Source organism: Mesorhizobium sp. M7A.F.Ca.AU.002.02.1.1, from assembly GCF_003998535.1.
In the GTDB taxonomy this organism is placed as follows: Bacteria; Pseudomonadota; Alphaproteobacteria; order Rhizobiales; family Rhizobiaceae; genus Mesorhizobium; species Mesorhizobium ciceri.
Genome location: NZ_RZPB01000039.1, coordinates 1 through 17890, shown reverse-complemented (window position 1 = coordinate 17890; position 17890 = coordinate 1). Strand labels below are relative to the sequence as shown.

The window sequence follows — 17890 nt, the reverse complement described above, 5'->3', positions numbered from 1 at the left end:
GATCACCTCGATGCATGCAAGTTTAGGAGATGGGATTCGTTCCATCCTCATTATTCAAACGAAGTACATTGGAGATGTCGTTCTGACATCTGCTTTGGTTCGCAACCTGCGTCTTTCTTATCCACAAGCATCGGTAACCATGCTTTGTGCGCCGGGACTCAAGCAGTTCATCGTCGCGCAAGGGATCGCCGATGTTGCCGTTGGCTTTGAATCCCGCGGCAGAGGAAGGACTCTGCTCAAGCGTTTGAGCGACTATCGTGGCGTCATCTCTGATCTGCGGCGTCGAAAATTCGATCTTAGCATCGACCTTACCGATTCAAAAACCTCGCGGATAATGCATCGTTTGATCGGCGCTCCACTTCGCGTCGGCTTCGATCCTTCCGAGCATCCGATGAAGTTCTGGGAAATCCAGCTTGCAAACGTTCTCGCCGCGACTTTCGGACAGGGCGGCCCCCATTATCTCTACAGGAACCTGTCTCCACTCCACGCGCTTGGGTTGGATTGTCAGGACCCAACGCCTCGGCTGCAGCCGAACGGGACCGCCCAGGAAGAGTGTGCCAGGATTCTTGCGGAAAACGCTTTGGCAAAGAAGTCATATGTGGCCGTGCATGCCGGCGCCAGGTTCGAAGGGCGTTGTTGGCCGCCGCAACATTTTGCTGCGGTCATCGACGAGGTATACGCCAGAACCGGGTTGCGATCTCTGCTCGTTGGTGGGCCGGATGAGGGGCTTGCCGCGCAAAGGATCCTTGAAGTGGCGGCGTCGCCGGTCGCCAGTGTCGTCGGAAAGGCCTCGCTTGAAGTCCTGACGGCATTGTTGGCCGAAGCATCAATCTTTCTAGGCAATGAGAGCGGCCCGATGCACATCGCGGCATCTGTCGGAACTCCAGCGGTGGGGTTGTACGGCCTGACGTCGCCTGAGCAATGGGGCCCGTTCGGTGTCCCGAACCGGACGCTCCAGCCGGTCATGCCCTGTCCATGCATCGCTCCAGGTGTTTGTAAAGAAAACAACCCCGGTGGGGTCTATTGTGTGCAGCGGCTTCAGGTTGCCGAGGTCGCGGCAGCGACACTCGATCTCATCGGGGAAGTCCGAAAATCCACTCATTCGGGTATGCCGGCCGCTTCGTAGGCTGGCGGCAACAGGCACGATCACGCGCGGCTTCGTCTTCGCGCGCTTCACATCGTGATTCAGGCCGAGACCCGAGCATCTTCAAAAGACTGCAAAATTTAACCGGACTGCAACCTGCACTGCCACGAAATTGACAGGACACCTCGTCTCCGGCATCCTTGGAGCCAGTCGCAAGGCCGCCGACAGCGGCCGCGTTGCGTGTCAGGGCGACCGAGGGCAGTGTCATGTTCAGTCCCGTCACAGGTCAGAATTCCAAACGCGCCGCGGTGCGCAAAGCGCTCGATCGTCACAAGGTCTACATCACCGAGCAGCGTTTTTCGGAGGGCACCTACCAAGCCCGGGTTCTGGTCGATGGCGAGGCCTATTGGGTCGACGAATTCCGGCTGAGCCAGTTGCAGCAAGGGCTGTCGCCGGCGGAGCTCGAGTTGACGCCGGCCGCTGACGATTGAGAGCGTGACTGGCTTGTTCCTGGCCGCCGTGCTTCGATCTTTGCGATGACAACTCCACCAAAGCTCAAAGCCTATCGCGCCAAACGCGAATTCGCCAAGACGCCGGAACCGGTTGGCGGGCTCGTCAGCAGCGACGGCAACCGCTTCGTCGTGCACAAGCACCACGCCACCGCAGACCATTATGATCTGCGACTGCAGGTCGGCGATGTCTTGAAGAGCTGGGCGGTGCCGCGCGGGCCTTCGCTCAATCCGGCCGACAAAAGGCTGGCGGTCGAGACCGAGGATCATCCGCTCGAATATATCGACTTCGAGGGTGTCATTCCCGAAGGCGAGTATGGCGGCGGGCCGATGATCGTCTGGGACACCGGCAGCTGGGCGCCGATGGACGATGTCGAAAAGAGCTTGCGCACCGGCGCCTTCAAGTTCCGGCTGGCCGGCGCCAAGCTCAATGGCGGCTGGATGCTGACCCGGCTGAAGCCGAAACCCGGCGAGGACGAAAACAAGAAGAACTGGCTGCTGTTCAAAGAGCGCGACCTCGCGGCCGACACTGCGCTTGACATCCTCACGGCCCGGCCGGAGAGCGTCAAATCCGGATTGCGCATCGAGGAGCTGGCGGCGCCGGCAAAGCCCGCCGCCAAACCCGCGCCCAGACAGGGATCGCTGAAGCCCGGCACGCTGCCGGGCGCCTTCAAGGCCCCCATGCTTGCCCGTATCGAGCCGCAGCTGGCGACGCAGGTGCCAAAACCGCCCGATGGCGAAGACACCAAACAAGTCTGGCTGCACGAGATCAAATTCGACGGCTACCGCACCATGGCGCATCTCACTGAGGGCGCGGTCAAGCTGATCACCCGTGGCGGCATCGACTGGACGAAGCGTTATGGCGACCTGCCGCATGCGTTCGCCAAACTGCCGTGCTGCGACGCCATCATCGATGGCGAGATCGTGGTGCTCGACGCCCGGGGCATCAGCCGTTTCGCGCTGCTGCAGGATGCGCTGGCCGAGGGCGCCGGCAGCAAGCTCCATTTCTACGCCTTCGATCTTCTCCATCTCGACGGCTGGGACCTGACCAAGGCGCCGCTGGTCCGGCGCAAGGCGCTGCTCGCGCAGATGCTGTCGGGCCTCGGCGCCAATTCCGCCATCCAGTTCTCCGACCATGTCGAGGGCTCGGGGCAGGGGCTCTACGACCAGGCGTCGGAACTGGGGCTGGAGGGTGTCGTCTCCAAGCGCGCCACGGCCATCTATCAGAGCGGCCGAAGCAAAAGCTGGACCAAGACCAAGGCGCTGCTGTCGGACGACTTCGTCATCGCCGGCTTCACCATCTCCGATGCGGCCGAAGGGCTGGCGGCGCTCGGAATGGCAGAGTTCGAGGGCGGTGAATTGCATTATCGCGGCAAGGTCGGCACCGGTTTCGATGCCGCCACAGCCGGTGAATTGCTCGCCAGGCTGGAGCCGCTGCGGGAAGGCGCCAGCGCGCCCGAGGGCGTTCCGCGCGAGATCATGCGCGAGATGAACTGGGTGCGGCCGCTGCTGTCGGCGCGCATCCACTACGCCAACCGCACAGCGGACAACGCACTGCGCCACGGCGTCTTCCGCGGTTTGAGGGATGTCGGCCTGTCGACGCCGGTATCCTCGACACGCAAGCGGCTGATCGCCGAGGCTGACCTTGCCACCATCTGGGTGACCAACCCGACGCGCCGGCTGTTCGGCAAGACCGGCCCGACCAAGCTCGACATCGCCGTCTATTACGCGCTGGTCGGCGATTTCATGCTGCCGCACATTCTCGGCCGGCCGGTGTCGCTGGTGCGCTGCCCGACCGGCCTGCCGAAGGATTGCTTCTTCCAGCGCCACGCCTTCACCGGCATGCCGCCCTCGGTGGTGACATTCGAGGCGACAAATTCCGAGGGCGAAACCAAATCCTATCTCTCGGTCGAAGGCGCGAAAGGGTATCTGGCGCTGGCGCAGTTCGGCGTCGTCGAGTTCCACACCTGGGGCACCCACCGCGCCAGCCTCGACAGACCCGACCAGATCGTCCTCGACCTCGATCCGGGAGAAGGGATCGCCTGGCGCGAGGTGGTCGAGGCCGCCGTGCACATCAAGGACGAATTGGGGCGCCTGGGGCTGGTGCCGTTCGCCAAGACCTCCGGCGGCAGCGGCATCCACATCACGGTACCTGTGACAGGCAAGCAGAACTGGAAGAAACTGCACCAGGCAACCAGCGCGATCGCCACGCATCTGGCGACAACGGCGCCTGATACTTTCACCACCACCATGGGCAAGGACAACCGCAAGAAGCGCATCTTCATCGACTACCACCGCAATGCGCGCGGCCACACCTCCGCAGCACCTTACTCCTTGCGCGCCCGCACCAATCTGCCGGCCTCGACGCCGGTCAGCTGGAGCGACCTCGAATCCATCGATGCGCCGCAGGATCTGAATTATTCGTCGCTGCCGGGGCTGTTGGCGACGTCGGGCGATCCGTGGGCGGAGATTGATAAGTTTGCGCGGGATCTGCCGGTGGTCTCGGGGGCGACGAAGTAGTTGCAGAAGACGAAGTAAGTAGTTGCAGAACAAGGACCACCGCGATCCGTGGCGCCCCCCTCTGTCCTGCCGGACATCTCCCCCTCAAAGGGGGGAGATTGGCCACTACCCGGGCTTCCGCTAATCTGCAACGCTGCTGAAGTGGGCGAGACGCCGAAGCTGTTGATCTCCCCCCTTGAGGGGGAGATGTCCGGCAGGACAGAGGGGGGCGCTGTCCCGCCAGCGTTTTAAATTCCAGTCCATCGACGCTTCCAACAATTTGAATTATTCTCTGTCCACGACCTCAAATGCATGGCGGAAGATTTCGTCAGGGATTTGCCGGTATTGTGTGCGGTCGGTGTAGGATTTGCTCAGCCTCAATCGTCCTCGGACGAAAGCGCTGCAGGTCTTTGTCAGTGCATGACCGCGTAGGAGTGTTTCATGGCGCCTAGGGCAAGTTGGAAAGGTTACCTCAAACTCAGCCTCGTGAGCTGTCCGGTGCGGTTGTATCCCGCCACCAGCGCCAGCGAGCGCATCTCGTTCAACCAGCTGCACAAGAAGACCCATAACCGCATCAACATGAAGCCGGTCGACCCCGAACTAGGGCTCGTCGAGCGTGCTGATCTGGTCAAGGGGTACGAATACGAGGACAAGCAGTACATCATCATCGATGATGCAGACCTCGACGCGGTGCGCATCGAATCCAATCACACGATGAACATCGAGGCCTTCGTCGACGAGGACGAGGTCGACGTCATCTACCAGGACGCGCCCTACTACATGGCGCCCGACGGCGCGATGGCGGAGGAAACCTTCGCCGTGTTGCGCGAAGCGATGCGCAAATCCGGCAAGCTCGCCATCGCCCGCCTTGTGCTGTCGAGCCGCGAGCGCGTGGTGACGATCGGCGCGCGCGAGAACGGCATGTTCGTGTGCACCTTGAGGAACCCGAACGAAGTGCGCGGGACGGCTGAATATTTTGGCAATATTCCAGCTGGCAAGCCCGACCCCGAAATGCTGCAGCTCGCCGAAGCGCTGATCAAGCAGAAGGAAACCACCTTCGATCCGAAGAATTATGAGGACCGCTACGAGGCGGCACTCATGACGATGATCCGCGAGAAGCTGAAAGGCCACAAGCCGATTATTGCGGCGGCACCGGAGCGCGGCAATGTCATCAACCTGATGGATGCGCTGAAGGCCAGCCTGTCGCAATCGAAGCCGCCAGCCAAGTCGAAGAGCAAGGCCGACGAGGTTGCCAAGCCAGCCGCAAAGAAAGCGGCAGCGGGTGGTGCTGCTGAAAATCCGCTGAAGGCCAATCTGCTGAAGGCGGTCGGCAAGAGCAAGAAATGACGGCACCGGCCGGCGCTGTTTTCGGCACCATAGGCGCGCTGGCGGCGTTTCCGCTCAGACTGGCCGCGCGTGAAGTCGAACGTCAGCACGGCCAGCTGCGGCGCGGCGTCACCAGGCGCACCACGCATGTCGTGTGCGGCCGCACGCTGCTCGCTAAGGCCGGGCTCTCCAGGAACGGCGATGCCGAGATCGAGCGCCGTGTCGCCGCCGAGCGCGCGGCCGGGCACAAGCTCCTCAGCGAGAACGGATTCCTGCGCCTTCTCGGGCTGATGAAGGCACCGGAGGCGTCTTCGCTGTCGCGGCAATCGCTGATCGAGCAATCGCGGCTATCCGGCGCCGAGCTCGATTTGTTGTCACTGTTCGATGCGTTCGAGCATGACGCAGAACCCTATTCCTTCCGCGACCTGATCCTGGCGCGCAAATATGCAGGGCTCGTCGCCGGCGGCGCGACATGGGGGGCGATCGCGCGCTCCGTCCACCGCTCCGGCCCGGTGGCGTCGCTGACCGCCAAGTCGCTCAATGTCGGCTCGCAGCATGGGCGCGCCGATGCGATCTACCTCGAAGGCGGCCAGAGCGAACTCGACGGACAGCTTCTGTTCGATTTGGGCAGCGCCGGTTCGGCAGGCGACGACACACTGGAAGAGTTGTTTGCCGAGGCCGAAGCGGCGGAGGAGGGTGGCGACCATGATAGGGCAGCCGCACTCTACCAGCGCTGTCTCGCCATCGATCCGAGCGATGCGATTGCCGCCTTCAACCGCGCCAACTGCCTGCGCGCCGGCGGCCACGCGGCGGACGCCGCGCACGATTATATCAATGCGATAAAACTCGATCCGGCCTTCGTCGAGGCCTGGTTCAACCTCGCTGGGCTGATGAGCGAGCAGGGCCGCGAGGCCTCGGCGCGAAGGCACCTGCAGAAAGCGATCGCGCTCGACAAAAACTATGCCGATCCGGTGTTCAACCTCGCCCGGCTCGAATTCGACGCCGGCGATCTGCCGGAGGCGCGGCGGCTGTGGGTGCGCTATCTCGAACTCGATGCGGAGTCCGAGTGGTCGCGGATGGCGGCCAAGGGCGTGCAGTTCGTGGATCTGCAGTTGGCGCGTACGGCGGGGTGAGGGATGATTAGCGATGACAGCCGATCTCCCCCCTTGTGGGGGAGATGCCCGGCAGGGCAGAGGGGGGCGCTGTCCCGCCAACAGATCGGCCAATTTCGGAGCGTTTTCCCGCACGCAAGCTTGACTGAAGGCTGGCATTTCTTCACGCCCCCCTCTGCTCTGCCGGGCATCTCCCTCACGAGGGGGAAGAGTGGCAGCGTCGCCGTCGCGCAGGACATCAGACCATGACCACCTTTCTCTTCGACGGTCCCGACAGTGCCCCGGTCACCATCCTGCTCGCCCATGGCGCGGGCGCGGCGATGGATTCCCCCTCGATGACCGCCACCGCCAAGGCGCTGGCCGCGGCCGGCTTCCAGGTCGCGCGCTTCGAGTTCCACTATATGGCTGCCCGCCGCTACGGCCACCGCAAGCCGCCGCCGCGGGCCGAGACGGTCAACCCGGAATATATCAAGGCGATAGCCGACCTCAGGGCGAAGGGCGTGACCGGCCCGCTCGTCATCGGCGGCAAGTCGATGGGCGGGCGCGTCGCCTCGATGGTCGCCGACGAGATGTTTGCCAAGGGCGAGATTTCAGGCCTGCTGTGCCTCGGCTATCCCTTCCATCCGCCGGCCAAGCCCGATCAATTGCGGACCAAACACCTCGCCGATCTCAAGACACCGACGCTGATCTTCCAGGGCACCCGCGACGAGTTCGGCACCAGGGACGAGGTTGCGACTTATGACCTTTCCGATCGCGTCGAGGTGATCTGGCTGGAGGACGGCGACCACGATCTCAAGCCTCGCAAGAGTGTTTCGGGGTTTTCGACCGCCGATCATCTGAAGACGCTGGCCGAGACGGTCAAGGCGTGGTCGGGTCGGATCGCTTCCTGAAGCGATGAAGATCGCCTCCTTCAACATCAACAACATCAACAGCCGGCTTGAAAACCTGCTGACATGGCTGGCTGTGGCAAAGCCCGATGTCGTGTGCCTGCAGGAGTTGAAGGCACGCGACATGCAGTTTCCGCGCTCGGCATTGGCGGCGGCCGGCTATGGCGCGGTGTGGAAGGGCGAGCCGACCTGGAACGGCGTTGCCATCCTGGCGCGGAGTGCCGAGCCCGTGTTGACCCGCGATGCCTTGCCCGGCGACGAAGCCGACAGGCAGAGCCGCTACATCGAGGCGGCGGTGAATGGCATTGTCGTCGCTTGCCTCTATGCGCCGAACGGCAATCCCCAGCCCGGCCCGAAATTCGCCTACAAGCTCGCCTGGCACGCGCGGCTGGAGGCGCATGCCGAACAGTTGCTCGACACCGGCCTGCCGGTGGTGCTGGCCGGCGACTACAACATCGTGCCCGAGCCGCGCGATATCTACGCCACCCGCTCCTATGACGACAACGCGCTGGTGCAGCCGGAAAGCCGGGCGTCGTTCCGGCGCCTGCTCGACCAGGGTTGGCTTGATGCCCTGCGCAAGAAGCATCCGAAGGAAACGCTTTACACATTCTGGGACTATCGCCGCAACCGCTGGCCGCGCGATGCGGGCCTCCGGCTCGATCACATCCTGCTGTCGAAGAAACTGGCACGCCGCCTGACCGCCGCCGGCATCGACCGCGACGTGCGCGGCGAGGACGGTGCCAGCGACCATGCGCCGGTGTGGGTGGAATTGAAGTAAGGCGACTGCTTTCATGCGTCGCGCTTGAACGGATCCATGCAACGCGCTTTAAGTCTTTTGTCTTGATGCATGTCGCTGTCCCAAACCCGGGTTCGCTTTTGGCCGACATGCAATAACCTGTCGGCAAAGTATTCCAACGCAGCCGGATCGCCCATGAACGCAATCCTCCACGAGATCTGTGAAAGGAGGCTCCATGCCTGACTTGGGCGCTGTCGAGATACTGTTCGCCGCCCTTGTGGTGCTTGCGGCAGCTGTCGTGTCCTGGCGGCTGTGGCGGAAGCGCAGCCGCCGCAAGGGACGGCGGCAGACCAATCCGGCTGCCGACTATGCCGTCCGCACCGACTGGAGCGGCCGCGGGGGCATGCTCAATTACTCGTCCTTCGTCTATTTCGATGTCGATCGCGACGGCAAATACGGCGCCGGAGACCGGCCGATGGCCGGGATCATGGTGCGGCTGTATGACGAAGCCGGCAAGCTCGCCGCGTCCGCGCGCACCAACAATGCCGGCTTTGCCAATTTCCCCATGTCGGTGAAAAGCAGAAAGGCCGTGATCCGCAAGCCGGGCAACTGGCGCTTTGTGGTTTCGGTGCCGCCCGGCTGGCAGGCGAAAAGCGAAAACGACATTCAGTCCCGACACTTCCTGCCGCTGCCGGGTTCGCCGGCCGGGATGGTATCACAGGAGATGCTGCTGCCGGTCGGTCTGGCGCCGCCGCGCCGCGTCAGCGGGCGCGTTGCCGGCGATGGACCCGCGACCCTCTCCGTGTCGGGGGACGGGCACGTCCTGGAGGCGCGGACACTGGCGCCGGGTGCCGTCTTCAGCTTCGACCTGGCTGAAGAAGCCGACACGGTCAGCATCAGTGGCGAAGGCTTGGAGCGGCGGCTGACGCTGTCGCCCTACTCGGCGGATCTCGGCCTGCTGTCCGCGCAACGCGCCGGCATTGCCACTGATGCCGCTCTCGAAACGATCGGTTTCGACGATGTGACGTCGCGCACCTTCAGGAAAATTCCGGCCGGTCATGCCGGATTGGCGTGGCGCAACCTGAATGCGATGGCGCGCGACTACACCAAGGACAGCCAGGGCTATGTCAATGGCAACGTCTCCGGTGACCATGTGCTCTACACCAGCAGCGGGCTGCCTGCCGAATTCAGCTGCGAACGGCCGTTCGGCTTTCACTCGGTCATGCTGAGCGCCGCCTGGCTGGCGTCGGAAGGGGAGGTGGCGCTGATCGAAAGCTGGCTTGGCGAGCAGCTGATTGCAAGCGATCAGATCACGCTGTCGGCGCTGACGCCGTTGCACTATGCCCCGATGCTCAAAGCTGTAACGCGTGTTCGCCTGTCGACGAAGCACTATTGGCAAATGGTCGTGGACGATTTGGTCCTGACACGCTGAGATTTGAGCATGCCAAAGCGGAGCGAATTTCGCCCCGCTTCAATCAGGTTACGTTTACGATCAGCCCGGCACAATGATAATCGAGGCGCCGTTCGACGCTGTGACCGCCGACAGACGGCCCTTTTTCAAGAACGACGGCTTCACATAAATCTTCTTCATTTTCAGACTCTCCTAAAATCCCAGCCTGATGATGCCATACTGCGGCCATCTGTCAACCATGCGAGCTGAAAGCAACAAACAATAAACCCAACAATGCGCGACCAGGGGCCAGGGTCCCTATTCTTTGCTTCGGGCCATCCCAAAACCAATTGCACCTGGAGTTTGCTCTCCAGCGCCGGCGCGATCCGCCAGAGATGCGCCGGATTAAAGCGTGACGCTGCTCGGGGCGTTTGCCGTGACGGCGGAAAGCTTGCCCTTCTTGACGAAGGTCGGCTTCGCGTAAGTCTTCTTCATGGTGTTCTCTCCTGAACTCTCGGCGAGCATGGCAGATGCGCGACATGTGTCAACCAAGCCGGGCGCCGACGGCGGCCCTCCTGGCGCTATCGGCTGGCGGCCAGCGCCTGGCCTCCGGCTCGCTCGACGGCACGGCCCGGCTATGGGGCATGGACACCGGCCACCAGATCGCGCTGTTCGACAGCAAGACCGGCCCGATCTATGCGGGCGTCCGCCGCGGTGCTGACCGGCGGCAATGATCGCACCACCCGCGACTGGCCGCCCGACGGCGGTGACGGCGTCGTGCTGTTTGCCGGCGCGTCGGAATGAGCAAATCTTGATCACCTTGTCCGCCGTGCTATGTAAAGCCCATGCCAGCATCCAGCCTCCCAGACAACGCGCCGCTCATCGTCATCGATCTCCAGACCGGTATGTTCGACGGCGTGCACGAACCGCCGATCCATGATGCGCCAGGCATAGTCGAGCGCACCAAAGCGGTGATCGACTGGGCGCGGGGCGGCGGGCGCAAGGTCGCATTTGTCAGGCATGATGGACCCGAAGGCGATCCGTTGGCACCGGATCAGCCGGGCTGGCCGGTTTGGCCCGCACTTGGCCAAGCTGCGGACGAGCCGACCTTTGCCAAATCCGTGCGCGATGCTTTCAGCAATCCCGCCTTCGGCGACTGGGTTGCCGGGCAGGGTGCGGGTGCTGTCGTGCTCCTGGGCGCGCAGACCGATTTTTGCGTGGCCGCGACGGTCAAGGGCGCGATCGCCAGAGGGCTCGGCGTGACCGTGGTGTCCGATGCGCACAGCACGCTGGACAATGCCAGCGAGAGTGCCGAGCAGGTCATCGTCAGGCACAATGGCGAATTCGCCGAGGCCGGCGTCAATCTGGTGACCACAAAGGCGCTTGTCGGCGGCTGAAGCCCGAACGTCGCCGCAGGCCGCATTATCAGGCAGGCCGGCTTGAGGACTTCGCGAGGGAAGACAGCGCCGGGCGCCTGCCGTGGTCGACGCGGACGGGGGGGGCGCATTGTTGGGATGGCTCGGGCGCCCGCGTCAACCAGGGCGGCTCGTACCGCCGCATTAGCAACATTGCACATTGCGTGCCGCTCGAAACTTCCGCGAAAGCGGAATAGGCCGGAGCAAAAGGGCGGATTCGGCTGAGACTTTCGGCGCGCTTTCCCGGTCCGGGAGTCAAAAAGCCTGCTGGTTATTGGAAATGTCGTTCAAGGCGTTTGCCGGTGCTGCACCGGATCGGCGAGGAACGACACCGCAATCAGGTCGTCGCCATCGATCCGGCCGTGACGATCTTCCATGATGGCCGCGACCTTTTGAAAGGTTTTCATTTCGGCATCCGTCACCCGCGCATCGCGCATCCGGGCCTGGAGATCGGCCAGGCGAACGCCCAAAGCAGGGGATGTCACAGCTTTGCTTATCATCTTCACTCGTCCTGATTGGAAACTGACATGGGCAACCCGCCGCCATGGCTGGCGGCGGGTTTGGGACAATTCCAAGTTCAGTCGTAGACCTTGACGATCTTGCGGGTGCCCGGATCCACCAGGACGGTGCGGTTGTCGACCACTACGTAGCGGTATTTGACGTCGGGGATCTCATGAAGCTCGACCGTATCCGGCAACGCGCTACCAACATTCAGTTCCACGCCGGGAATCTTGACCGAAGCGAGGGGCTGCTTCTTCACATACTCGCGGATGACCGTGTCCTGTTCAGGCTGGATGACAACGTCCTGAGCGGCAACGGCGCCCACTCCGGCCAACAGCAACAGCGCCGCTGCGGCGCCCGTTAGGTGCATTTTCATACTGTTTCTCCTTGCGAGTCAGCATGACAAGATCGTCCAACGCTGACGGCAACTGAACTTGAGCCAACTGAAAATGTTCCTCAGATTGGGCTTCGGTCGGATGCTGTCTGCGACTTAAGTCTGGCCCGAGAGCGCATTGGTCTTACCGACGGGAACGGCTCTCTGTTCACGGCTGTTTGTCTCCCGGAATTCGGAGAAACAGATGGACAAAAGTGTTGGCCAAGCGCGCTGGTTGCTCGCACCGATTTTCGCGACAGCCGTTACCTTTCTGGTGATGGGAATAGTCCTTGGCTGACATGTCGTCGATCGGCGCAGCAACGTCCCTTCCTGCGCTGAGAGGGTTCGCAAGCCGCTTCGGCGCCTGGCGAACCCTCTATCTTCACCATACGCCGGCCTGCTCGTCGCTATCGTCCAGCAGTTGCTCGTTCAGTTTGCCGCTCGGTTATCGGGCCGTGTGTATCGATCGAGCCGGCGGCGAAGACAAGACACGTTGATCCGTAGGCTGCTCGCTGAAGTAAAGCGAACTGCCGAGAATGAGGAACACGATGCCCACCGCCGTCAATCCAACCATGAGCACGGCAATCGCCGTTCCTGGGCCATAGCCTGTCTTGATGATGGTGGATCGGTGGGCCATCGCGGCGTTCTCCAGACACCCGGCGGTGCCGAGTTCTGCGACAAACGACAAGCGAGGCCCGATGTTCCCTCGTTGGAAGACTCAATCGGTCACTTTGGGCTTTTGCTTTTTCCTGTAGGACCAAGGTCTTATCTGCCGAGCGCAAAGGTCCAAGGGGCCTTGTTCAGTTCCGATAATGTCCCTTGGATGTTCCGTTACTTTAGGTAAACCTGATATATTGCCTGGGCGGAAAACTTAGCTGGCCAAGCAAAATCGCCCGCGAACCGGGCATGGAAAATGTGGCTTTGGCAAGTTCAACAACAGGCAGTCATGTCTCGGGCGACGAATAGCTCACGTCTCGTCGAATCCGCCCTCTCGGGTCTGATCGTGCGTGATTGCGGCTTCTTCCTCATCATCGGGGAGGGCGTCGTCGCTGTCCTGGTACGCGTTATCGTCGTCCTCGTCCGGCAGATCGCCGTCTTTTTCGACGCCGTAACGCATGTCGCCGTTTTCCGGCGCGGACTCTGGCAGGATCTCGCCGCCCTTGATTGCATCCCAATCCTGCTGCTCGATGGTCGGCCCATCCGCCCTCGGTGCGTCATCTTCGATGTCGGCGCTTGGTTTGTTGCGAGGTGCCATGCTGGCCTCCAATCGTTGAAGAACTGGAGGCGAAACTCGGCGTGCCGGCGTTTGTTCCGGACCCGAAGTGCAAAGACCGGCGTGCTTCTGGATTGTCGACGGCTGGCGTGTCAGCCCAGCCCGCCAGCACCGCGGCCGCGGCCCGCACAGTTGCCAAGTTGCCGTGCAAATGGAGAACGCATTGCGGCGACTGACCCCTTACTTGCGAAGTTGCTAAAATAATGAAATGTTGTCCGCGGGAAATGAAATGAGGCAGGGACTGGTTGGAACCGGCGCGGTTTCGACGGTTTTGGAAACCATGTATTTTGGACAGTTTCTGGTAGGAATGTCAGCCACGGCCGTCATCGTCGCGGTCTGGACCTATATGACCACCGGCTCCTTCTGGGAGGCATTTGCCTGGACGATAGCGACGCTGCTTGTCCTGCAGGTCGGCTACTTCGTGCTCGTCGTGAGGCTGATCTTCAGGCGCGCACATGACATCGTGCCGAGCCAGGATCCGGTAGACGCCTTTCCGCCATTGCATCGCGACGGTGTCCAGCTTTGAGACCGGGTGACCGGGACCGATCAGGAATGGCGTTTCCATACCAGGCCGTCCACTCGAGCGCGTGCGCCGGGGCGCTCGGGGAACGTCGCCACCAGCGCGATCACGACCGACGGCAAGGTGTTTGGTCGCTGAGACGGCTTCTGAGCATATCCCTGCTGGAGATTTCGGCCAGCGTTATCATGGGAACAGGATGCATGCGCGACCGCTCCGCATTGTGCTCAGGCCGACAGGTTGGGAACAAGTGCTGATGCTTCGCGTTCTCTGGCAGTGCCGATGAGGTTGCCGCCTCCATCGGTGCCGTTATGGCTCGCTCTGCTCCCGGCGGGGCGAGCCCTTTTCGTGCTGGAGCCTTTCAAATCGTCCAGATGAAGAGGCGGATGCGCGGCCGATTTGGCGCACTGGTGCTCAGATTGAATTTTTTCCCTTTAAATATCCGTACATATCTGTGCAAGTTTTCAAACTCTTGAATGCTGTCTGCCGAATGTTTGATCAGCAACCAATCAATATCCAGGCTGCAATCGTAATATCTTCAATTCTGAAGTTACGATGGAACCGCATGGCAGCGGTGGAGTTTTTATGGAGGGCGGAATTCAGTTATCACTAGGAGATGGCCATGAGACTTTATCTTACGAGCGCGGCGACCGCCGTCGTCCTGATGGGCGGGATTGGTGCGGCGCTGGCGGAAAACGTCGTCGTCGTCCAGCCGGAGCAGGAGACAGTCGTTCGCGAATACATCAAGAGAGAACCGCTTGCCTCGGTGAACCTTCTGGGCGTCGAGCTCAAGCTCGGCTCGTCGGTGCCGGATACGGTCGAACTGCGTGAGGTGCCCGACGTCAAATACCGCGTCGCGGTGATCAACGACCAGACGGTCCTCGTCGATCCGGAGACCCGCCAGATTGTTGAAGTGCTGCACTAGGGATTCCGCAGTACTGGACCTTGGGAAAAACCCGCCCCGACGTCGCGTCGGGGCGGGTTTCCTTTGCCGCGACCCGCGATGGCCTATTCGGCGGCCAGTCTATCCTGCGTCTTGGTCTCGAAATCGCTGGCGTCGTGGCGTTCATGCAGTTGCATGGCAGGCTCACCGAAGGCGCGGTTGACCATGCGCCCGCGCTTGACCGCCGGGCGGGCGTCGATGGCCTTCGCCCAACGCTGCACATGCTTGTACTCGTGCACCGACAGGAACTCGCCGGAATCATTGTACATGCGGCCGAGTGCCAGCCCGCCATACCAGGGCCACACCGCCATGTCGGCGATGGAATAGTCCTTGCCGCCGAGATATTCAGTCTCGGCCAACCGGCGGTCGAGCACGTCCATCTGACGCTTCACCTCCATCGAGAAGCGATCGATGGCATATTCGAACTTTTCCGGCGCATAGGCGTAGAAGTGGCCGAAGCCGCCGCCCAGATACGGCGCCGAGCCCATCTGCCAGAACAGCCAGGACAGCACCTCGGCGCGGGCCGGCTGTTCGGTCGGAAGGAATTCGCCAAACTTTTCGGCGAGATAGACCAGGATCGAGCCGGATTCGAAGATGCGCACCGGTGTGGTGCCACTGTGGTCCATCAGGGCCGGAATCTTGGAGTTTGGATTGACCTCGACGAAGCCGCTGCCGAACTGGTCGCCATCGTTGATCCGGATCAGCCAGGCATCGTATTCGGCACCCTTGTGGCCGCGCGCCAGAAGCTCTTCCAGCATGACGGTGACCTTGACGCCGTTCGGCGTCGCCAGCGAATAGAGCTGCAACGGATGCTTGCCGACAGGCAGTTCCTTGTCATGCGTCGGCCCGGCGATCGGCCGGTTGATGCTGGCAAAGGCTCCGCCGCTCGGCTTGTTCCAGGTCCATACTTTCGGCGGTGTGTAGTCGGTCATTTCGTGGCCTCGTGTCGGGGAAGGATGGCAGGTCGCCATTAACTAGGGCTGCGGATGTGTAAGTTCAACTTGCGTTGAACTATTATCGATGCCCGCAGTGCCAACATCGGCAATTGGGCTCTTCCTTACCCTTGCGCCTTCTCCTGCGTGGCATACCTATAGAAGATGTCGCCAAAGCCCACCCAGGACAAAAGCATGACCATCAATCCCAATCTGCGCTCGGTCGTGGCCGTGCGGGCCACTGTTCCCGAAGATGCCTTTACGGCCGGGGCGCTCGGCACGCTCAGGGAAGGCAGCGGCGTCGTCATTCGCAATGACGGGCTGGTGCTGACCATCGGCTATCTCATCACCGAAGCGGAAGAGGTCTGGCTGACCAGCCATGACGGCCGCGTCATCCCCGCGCACGCGCTGGCCTATGACCAGGAATCGGGCTTCGGCCTGGTGCAGGCGCTGGCGCCGCTCGGCCTGCCGGCGGTGGCGCTGGGCGATGCCGGCAAGGCCAGGATCGGCGACGCCGTGGTGCTGGCCGACGGCATCGGCCAGTCGGTGCAGGCCAGGATCGTCACCAAGCAGGAATTCGCCGGCTATTGGGAGTATCTGCTCGACGAGGCGATCTTCATTGCGCCGGCGCACCCGTCCTGGGGCGGTGCCGGGCTGTTCGGCGCCGATGGCTCGCTGCTCGGCATCGGTTCGCTGCGCCTGCAGATGAGCCGCAATGGCGAGGTCGCCGATATCAACATGGTGGTGCCGATCGATCTGTTGCCGCCCATACTCGACGATCTCCTGACGCGCGGCCAGGTGGCCAAGCCGCCGCGTCCATGGCTCGGCGCCCTGTCGGCCGAAAGCGATGGCAGAGTGGTGGTGATGAGCGTGACCGAAGGCGGTCCGGCGGCCAAGGCTGGCCTGCGCCAGGGCGACATCATCTCGGACATCCGCGACGGCGCGGTCGATGGACTCGCCGATTTCTATCGCAAGCTGTGGGAGAGCGGCTCGGCCGGTGCCGAGATTCCGATGCGGGTGCTGCGCGACGGCCGCGAAACCTGGCTGCGCGTCAAGTCCGCCGACCGCGGCAGTTTTCTGAAGAAACCGCAGCTGCAATAGCGCGTCAGCCACACGATGCATCCAAGACTGCTCAAAACCTTCCTTGCGGTGGCGCGGAGCCGCAACATCACGCGCGCCGCAGAAGTGGTCCACCTCGCGCAATCGAGCGTCAGCGACCAGATCCTGGCGCTCGAGGCCGAGCTTGGCGCTGCCCTGTTCACGCGCGCGAAGTCCGGTCTCGAGCTGACGCCGGCAGGCCTAGCGCTGCAGCCGATCGCCGAGGATTTGTTGCGGCTCGACGGCGAGGCGCGCGCGGCCGTGCAGGCAGCGGCAGGTTCGACAAGCGGGCACCTGACCATCGGCGCGCTGGAGACGATCGCGTCGGCCAGGCTGGCGCCTTGGCTGCCCGGGTTCCAGGCCGGCCATCCCGACATCACCGTGCGGATGAAGGTGGCGGGCAGCGGCGCGCTGCTGCGCCAATTGGAGGATGGCGACATCGATGTCGCGTTCTGCTTCGACCGCCGTGATTTCGCGAAGGGCGCGTCGGATAAACACTTCGCCAGGCGCACGATAGCAGCCGAACCGCTGGTGCTGGTCGCGGCTCCGGGGCAGGGCAGCGTGCCAGGCGACCTTGCCGCGCTTGGCGAACTGCAGTTCGTGGCAACGGAGCCCGGATGTATCTACCGACACATGTTCGACACGGCCTTTGCCGAGGCGGGCGCTGCCGCACCCAGACTTGCCAACGAGGTCGGCAGCATCGGCGCCATTGCGCGGCTGGTGGCGGCCGGCGCGGGGCTCGCCCTCGTTCCACGCCTGGCCGTCCCGGATGCGCTCGCACGCGGCGACATCGTCGAAATGCGATGGCCCGGCCAGATGCGGACGGCGCCGCTGGTGATGATCTGGCGCCGCCGGCGCGTCCAGCTGCCGGCGCTTAAGCAATTGCTCACTGCCGCGCGCGACACGCTGGTGCCGGCCCTGCAGCCCGCCAAGGCTGGTTCAGGACTTGAATCGTCGAACCGCTCCAAGGCCTTGTTTGCAAACAACTCCTGACGGAAGCAGCGGCGGTTCAGATCAGGCGGTGGCCGCCCTCGACATGCAGCGTCGTTCCCGTGGTAAAGCCATTGCCGATCAGGAAGGCGATGGCGTCGGCGATATCATCGGGTTGGCCAATCCGCCCGACCGGCAGCCGCTTGGCCATCGCGGCTAACGTCTCGTCCTTCCTGTCGCCGGCCACTTGCGCCCAGATCGTGGTGTCGACCCAGCCGGGTGACACGGCATTGACGCGGATCGGCGCCAACTCGACCGCCAGCGCCCGCACGAGGCCTTCGAGCGCTGCGTTGACAGCAGCAACG

The 17890-nt window shown here is 62.7% G+C and carries 22 protein-coding genes; 14 read left to right on the top strand and 8 right to left on the bottom strand.

The genetic code is table 11. The annotated features are described in order from the left end of the window. The first annotated feature begins 10 nt into the window (after positions 1–10). The 7 genes from EN879_RS04720 to EN879_RS04685 all read left to right on the top strand — a co-directional run bounded on the left by EN879_RS04720 (position 11) and on the right by EN879_RS04685 (position 8195). Entirely contained in the window at positions 11–1126 is a 1116-nt protein-coding gene (locus tag EN879_RS04720) for a glycosyltransferase family 9 protein (RefSeq protein WP_127273962.1), read from the top strand. 224 nt (positions 1127–1350) lie between these two features. Next, on the top strand, positions 1351–1575 hold the full coding sequence (locus EN879_RS04715) for a hypothetical protein (protein ID WP_027160830.1): 225 nt from the start codon (positions 1351–1353) through the stop codon (positions 1573–1575). Between the two features lie 45 nt (positions 1576–1620). After that, positions 1621–4113: a DNA ligase D gene (ligD, locus tag EN879_RS04710; protein ID WP_063168631.1), complete on the top strand. Its 2493-nt coding sequence runs from the start codon at positions 1621–1623 to the stop codon at positions 4111–4113. A 420-nt stretch (positions 4114–4533) separates the two neighbouring features. Continuing rightward, positions 4534–5439: a Ku protein gene (locus tag EN879_RS04700; RefSeq protein ID WP_024501732.1), complete on the top strand. Its 906-nt coding sequence runs from the start codon at positions 4534–4536 to the stop codon at positions 5437–5439. Next, positions 5436–6551, top strand: a complete 1116-nt coding sequence (locus tag EN879_RS04695; protein ID WP_063168630.1) for a tetratricopeptide repeat protein — start codon at positions 5436–5438, stop codon at positions 6549–6551. Before EN879_RS04700 ends, EN879_RS04695 begins: the two co-directional genes overlap by 4 nt. 224 nt (positions 6552–6775) lie before the next feature. Then, the gene (locus EN879_RS04690; RefSeq protein ID WP_063168629.1) at positions 6776–7420 is read left to right on the top strand and encodes an alpha/beta fold hydrolase; all 645 of its coding nucleotides are present in this window, start codon (positions 6776–6778) and stop codon (positions 7418–7420) included. 4 nt (positions 7421–7424) lie between these two features. After that, entirely contained in the window at positions 7425–8195 is a 771-nt protein-coding gene (locus EN879_RS04685; RefSeq protein WP_013530618.1) for an exodeoxyribonuclease III, read from the top strand. Positions 8196–8206: 11 nt separating this feature from the next. On the opposite strand, the gene EN879_RS04680 is transcribed toward EN879_RS04685, so the two are convergent. Continuing rightward, positions 8207–8350, bottom strand: coding sequence for a hypothetical protein (locus EN879_RS04680; RefSeq protein WP_127224232.1), 144 nt, complete (start codon positions 8348–8350; stop codon positions 8207–8209). A 38-nt stretch (positions 8351–8388) separates the two neighbouring features. Between EN879_RS04680 and EN879_RS04675 the strand changes: the two genes are divergently transcribed. Next, positions 8389–9585, top strand: a complete 1197-nt coding sequence (locus EN879_RS04675; RefSeq protein ID WP_063168628.1) for a hypothetical protein — start codon at positions 8389–8391, stop codon at positions 9583–9585. Between the two features lie 60 nt (positions 9586–9645). On the opposite strand, the gene EN879_RS04670 is transcribed toward EN879_RS04675, so the two are convergent. Together EN879_RS04670 and EN879_RS04665 are read right to left on the bottom strand one after the other, a co-directional pair. Then, positions 9646–9744, bottom strand: coding sequence for a hypothetical protein (locus EN879_RS04670; RefSeq protein ID WP_013530621.1), 99 nt, complete (start codon positions 9742–9744; stop codon positions 9646–9648). 204 nt (positions 9745–9948) lie between these two features. After that, positions 9949–10038 (bottom strand): hypothetical protein, encoded by a 90-nt coding sequence (locus EN879_RS04665; protein WP_081714185.1) that lies wholly within the window; start codon positions 10036–10038, stop codon positions 9949–9951. Between the two features lie 35 nt (positions 10039–10073). On the opposite strand from EN879_RS04665, the gene EN879_RS04660 reads away from it, so the two are divergent. Both EN879_RS04660 and EN879_RS04655 read left to right on the top strand, forming a co-directional pair. Next, a complete protein-coding gene (locus tag EN879_RS04660; RefSeq protein ID WP_063168627.1) occupies positions 10074–10277 on the top strand; it encodes a hypothetical protein in 204 nt (67 codons plus the stop codon). A gap of 111 nt (positions 10278–10388) precedes the next feature. After that, entirely contained in the window at positions 10389–10940 is a 552-nt protein-coding gene (locus EN879_RS04655; RefSeq protein ID WP_063168626.1) for an isochorismatase family protein, read from the top strand. A 305-nt stretch (positions 10941–11245) separates the two neighbouring features. Here EN879_RS04655 and EN879_RS04650 read toward each other — a convergent pair whose 3' ends face one another. The 3 genes from EN879_RS04650 to EN879_RS04635 form a co-directional block, all read right to left on the bottom strand. Then, complete coding sequence (locus tag EN879_RS04650; protein WP_318014171.1) at positions 11246–11428, bottom strand: hypothetical protein; 183 nt, start codon at positions 11426–11428, stop codon at positions 11246–11248. A 107-nt stretch (positions 11429–11535) separates the two neighbouring features. Then, positions 11536–11835 carry a DUF1236 domain-containing protein gene (locus tag EN879_RS04645; protein WP_013530625.1) on the bottom strand — a complete coding sequence of 100 codons (300 nt, stop codon included), beginning with the start codon at positions 11833–11835 and terminating at the stop codon, positions 11536–11538. Between the two features lie 964 nt (positions 11836–12799). Continuing rightward, positions 12800–13087: a hypothetical protein gene (locus EN879_RS04635; RefSeq protein WP_063168625.1), complete on the bottom strand. Its 288-nt coding sequence runs from the start codon at positions 13085–13087 to the stop codon at positions 12800–12802. Positions 13088–13412: 325 nt separating this feature from the next. Between EN879_RS04635 and EN879_RS04630 the strand changes: the two genes are divergently transcribed. Then, the gene (locus EN879_RS04630; RefSeq protein WP_224674556.1) at positions 13413–13631 is read left to right on the top strand and encodes an exopolysaccharide production repressor protein; all 219 of its coding nucleotides are present in this window, start codon (positions 13413–13415) and stop codon (positions 13629–13631) included. Positions 13632–14244: 613 nt separating this feature from the next. Continuing rightward, positions 14245–14547 (top strand): DUF1236 domain-containing protein, encoded by a 303-nt coding sequence (locus tag EN879_RS04625; protein WP_013530629.1) that lies wholly within the window; start codon positions 14245–14247, stop codon positions 14545–14547. Positions 14548–14630: 83 nt separating this feature from the next. Here EN879_RS04625 and yghU read toward each other — a convergent pair whose 3' ends face one another. Then, positions 14631–15497, bottom strand: a complete 867-nt coding sequence (gene yghU, locus EN879_RS04620) for a glutathione-dependent disulfide-bond oxidoreductase (RefSeq protein WP_013530630.1) — start codon at positions 15495–15497, stop codon at positions 14631–14633. A 195-nt stretch (positions 15498–15692) separates the two neighbouring features. On the opposite strand from yghU, the gene EN879_RS04615 reads away from it, so the two are divergent. Both EN879_RS04615 and EN879_RS04610 read left to right on the top strand, forming a co-directional pair. Beyond that, a complete protein-coding gene (locus tag EN879_RS04615) occupies positions 15693–16598 on the top strand; it encodes a S1C family serine protease (RefSeq protein ID WP_024501724.1) in 906 nt (301 codons plus the stop codon). 15 nt (positions 16599–16613) lie between these two features. Continuing rightward, positions 16614–17588, top strand: a complete 975-nt coding sequence (locus tag EN879_RS04610; RefSeq protein ID WP_063168624.1) for a LysR family transcriptional regulator — start codon at positions 16614–16616, stop codon at positions 17586–17588. A gap of 16 nt (positions 17589–17604) precedes the next feature. Here the strand turns inward: EN879_RS04610 and EN879_RS04605 are convergent. Beyond that, a partial coding sequence (locus tag EN879_RS04605; protein WP_127273961.1) for an SDR family oxidoreductase occupies positions 17605–17890 on the bottom strand: 286 nt, incomplete at its 5' end.

What these genes read in the sequence shown, in the direction of transcription:
- EN879_RS04610 (WP_063168624.1), top strand. Translation starts at nt 16,614, where the DNA reads ATGCATCCAAGACTGCTCAAAACCTTCCTTGCGGTGGCGCGGAGCCGC.
- yghU (WP_013530630.1), bottom strand. Translation starts at nt 15,497, where the DNA reads ATGACCGACTACACACCGCCGAAAGTATGGACCTGGAACAAGCCGAGC.
- EN879_RS04670 (WP_013530621.1), bottom strand. Translation starts at nt 9,744, where the DNA reads ATGAAGAAGATTTATGTGAAGCCGTCGTTCTTGAAAAAGGGCCGTCTG.
- EN879_RS04675 (WP_063168628.1), top strand. Translation starts at nt 8,389, where the DNA reads ATGCCTGACTTGGGCGCTGTCGAGATACTGTTCGCCGCCCTTGTGGTG.
- EN879_RS04635 (WP_063168625.1), bottom strand. Translation starts at nt 13,087, where the DNA reads ATGGCACCTCGCAACAAACCAAGCGCCGACATCGAAGATGACGCACCG.
- EN879_RS04665 (WP_081714185.1), bottom strand. Translation starts at nt 10,038, where the DNA reads ATGAAGAAGACTTACGCGAAGCCGACCTTCGTCAAGAAGGGCAAGCTT.
- EN879_RS04630 (WP_224674556.1), top strand. Translation starts at nt 13,413, where the DNA reads ATGTCAGCCACGGCCGTCATCGTCGCGGTCTGGACCTATATGACCACC.
- EN879_RS04680 (WP_127224232.1), bottom strand. Translation starts at nt 8,350, where the DNA reads ATGGGCGATCCGGCTGCGTTGGAATACTTTGCCGACAGGTTATTGCAT.
- EN879_RS04660 (WP_063168627.1), top strand. Translation starts at nt 10,074, where the DNA reads ATGCGCGACATGTGTCAACCAAGCCGGGCGCCGACGGCGGCCCTCCTG.
- EN879_RS04615 (WP_024501724.1), top strand. Translation starts at nt 15,693, where the DNA reads ATGACCATCAATCCCAATCTGCGCTCGGTCGTGGCCGTGCGGGCCACT.
- EN879_RS04625 (WP_013530629.1), top strand. Translation starts at nt 14,245, where the DNA reads ATGAGACTTTATCTTACGAGCGCGGCGACCGCCGTCGTCCTGATGGGC.
- EN879_RS04685 (WP_013530618.1), top strand. Translation starts at nt 7,425, where the DNA reads ATGAAGATCGCCTCCTTCAACATCAACAACATCAACAGCCGGCTTGAA.
- EN879_RS04645 (WP_013530625.1), bottom strand. Translation starts at nt 11,835, where the DNA reads ATGAAAATGCACCTAACGGGCGCCGCAGCGGCGCTGTTGCTGTTGGCC.
- EN879_RS04695 (WP_063168630.1), top strand. Translation starts at nt 5,436, where the DNA reads ATGACGGCACCGGCCGGCGCTGTTTTCGGCACCATAGGCGCGCTGGCG.
- EN879_RS04690 (WP_063168629.1), top strand. Translation starts at nt 6,776, where the DNA reads ATGACCACCTTTCTCTTCGACGGTCCCGACAGTGCCCCGGTCACCATC.
- EN879_RS04715 (WP_027160830.1), top strand. Translation starts at nt 1,351, where the DNA reads ATGTTCAGTCCCGTCACAGGTCAGAATTCCAAACGCGCCGCGGTGCGC.
- ligD (WP_063168631.1), top strand. Translation starts at nt 1,621, where the DNA reads ATGACAACTCCACCAAAGCTCAAAGCCTATCGCGCCAAACGCGAATTC.
- EN879_RS04720 (WP_127273962.1), top strand. Translation starts at nt 11, where the DNA reads ATGCATGCAAGTTTAGGAGATGGGATTCGTTCCATCCTCATTATTCAA.
- EN879_RS04655 (WP_063168626.1), top strand. Translation starts at nt 10,389, where the DNA reads ATGCCAGCATCCAGCCTCCCAGACAACGCGCCGCTCATCGTCATCGAT.
- EN879_RS04700 (WP_024501732.1), top strand. Translation starts at nt 4,534, where the DNA reads ATGGCGCCTAGGGCAAGTTGGAAAGGTTACCTCAAACTCAGCCTCGTG.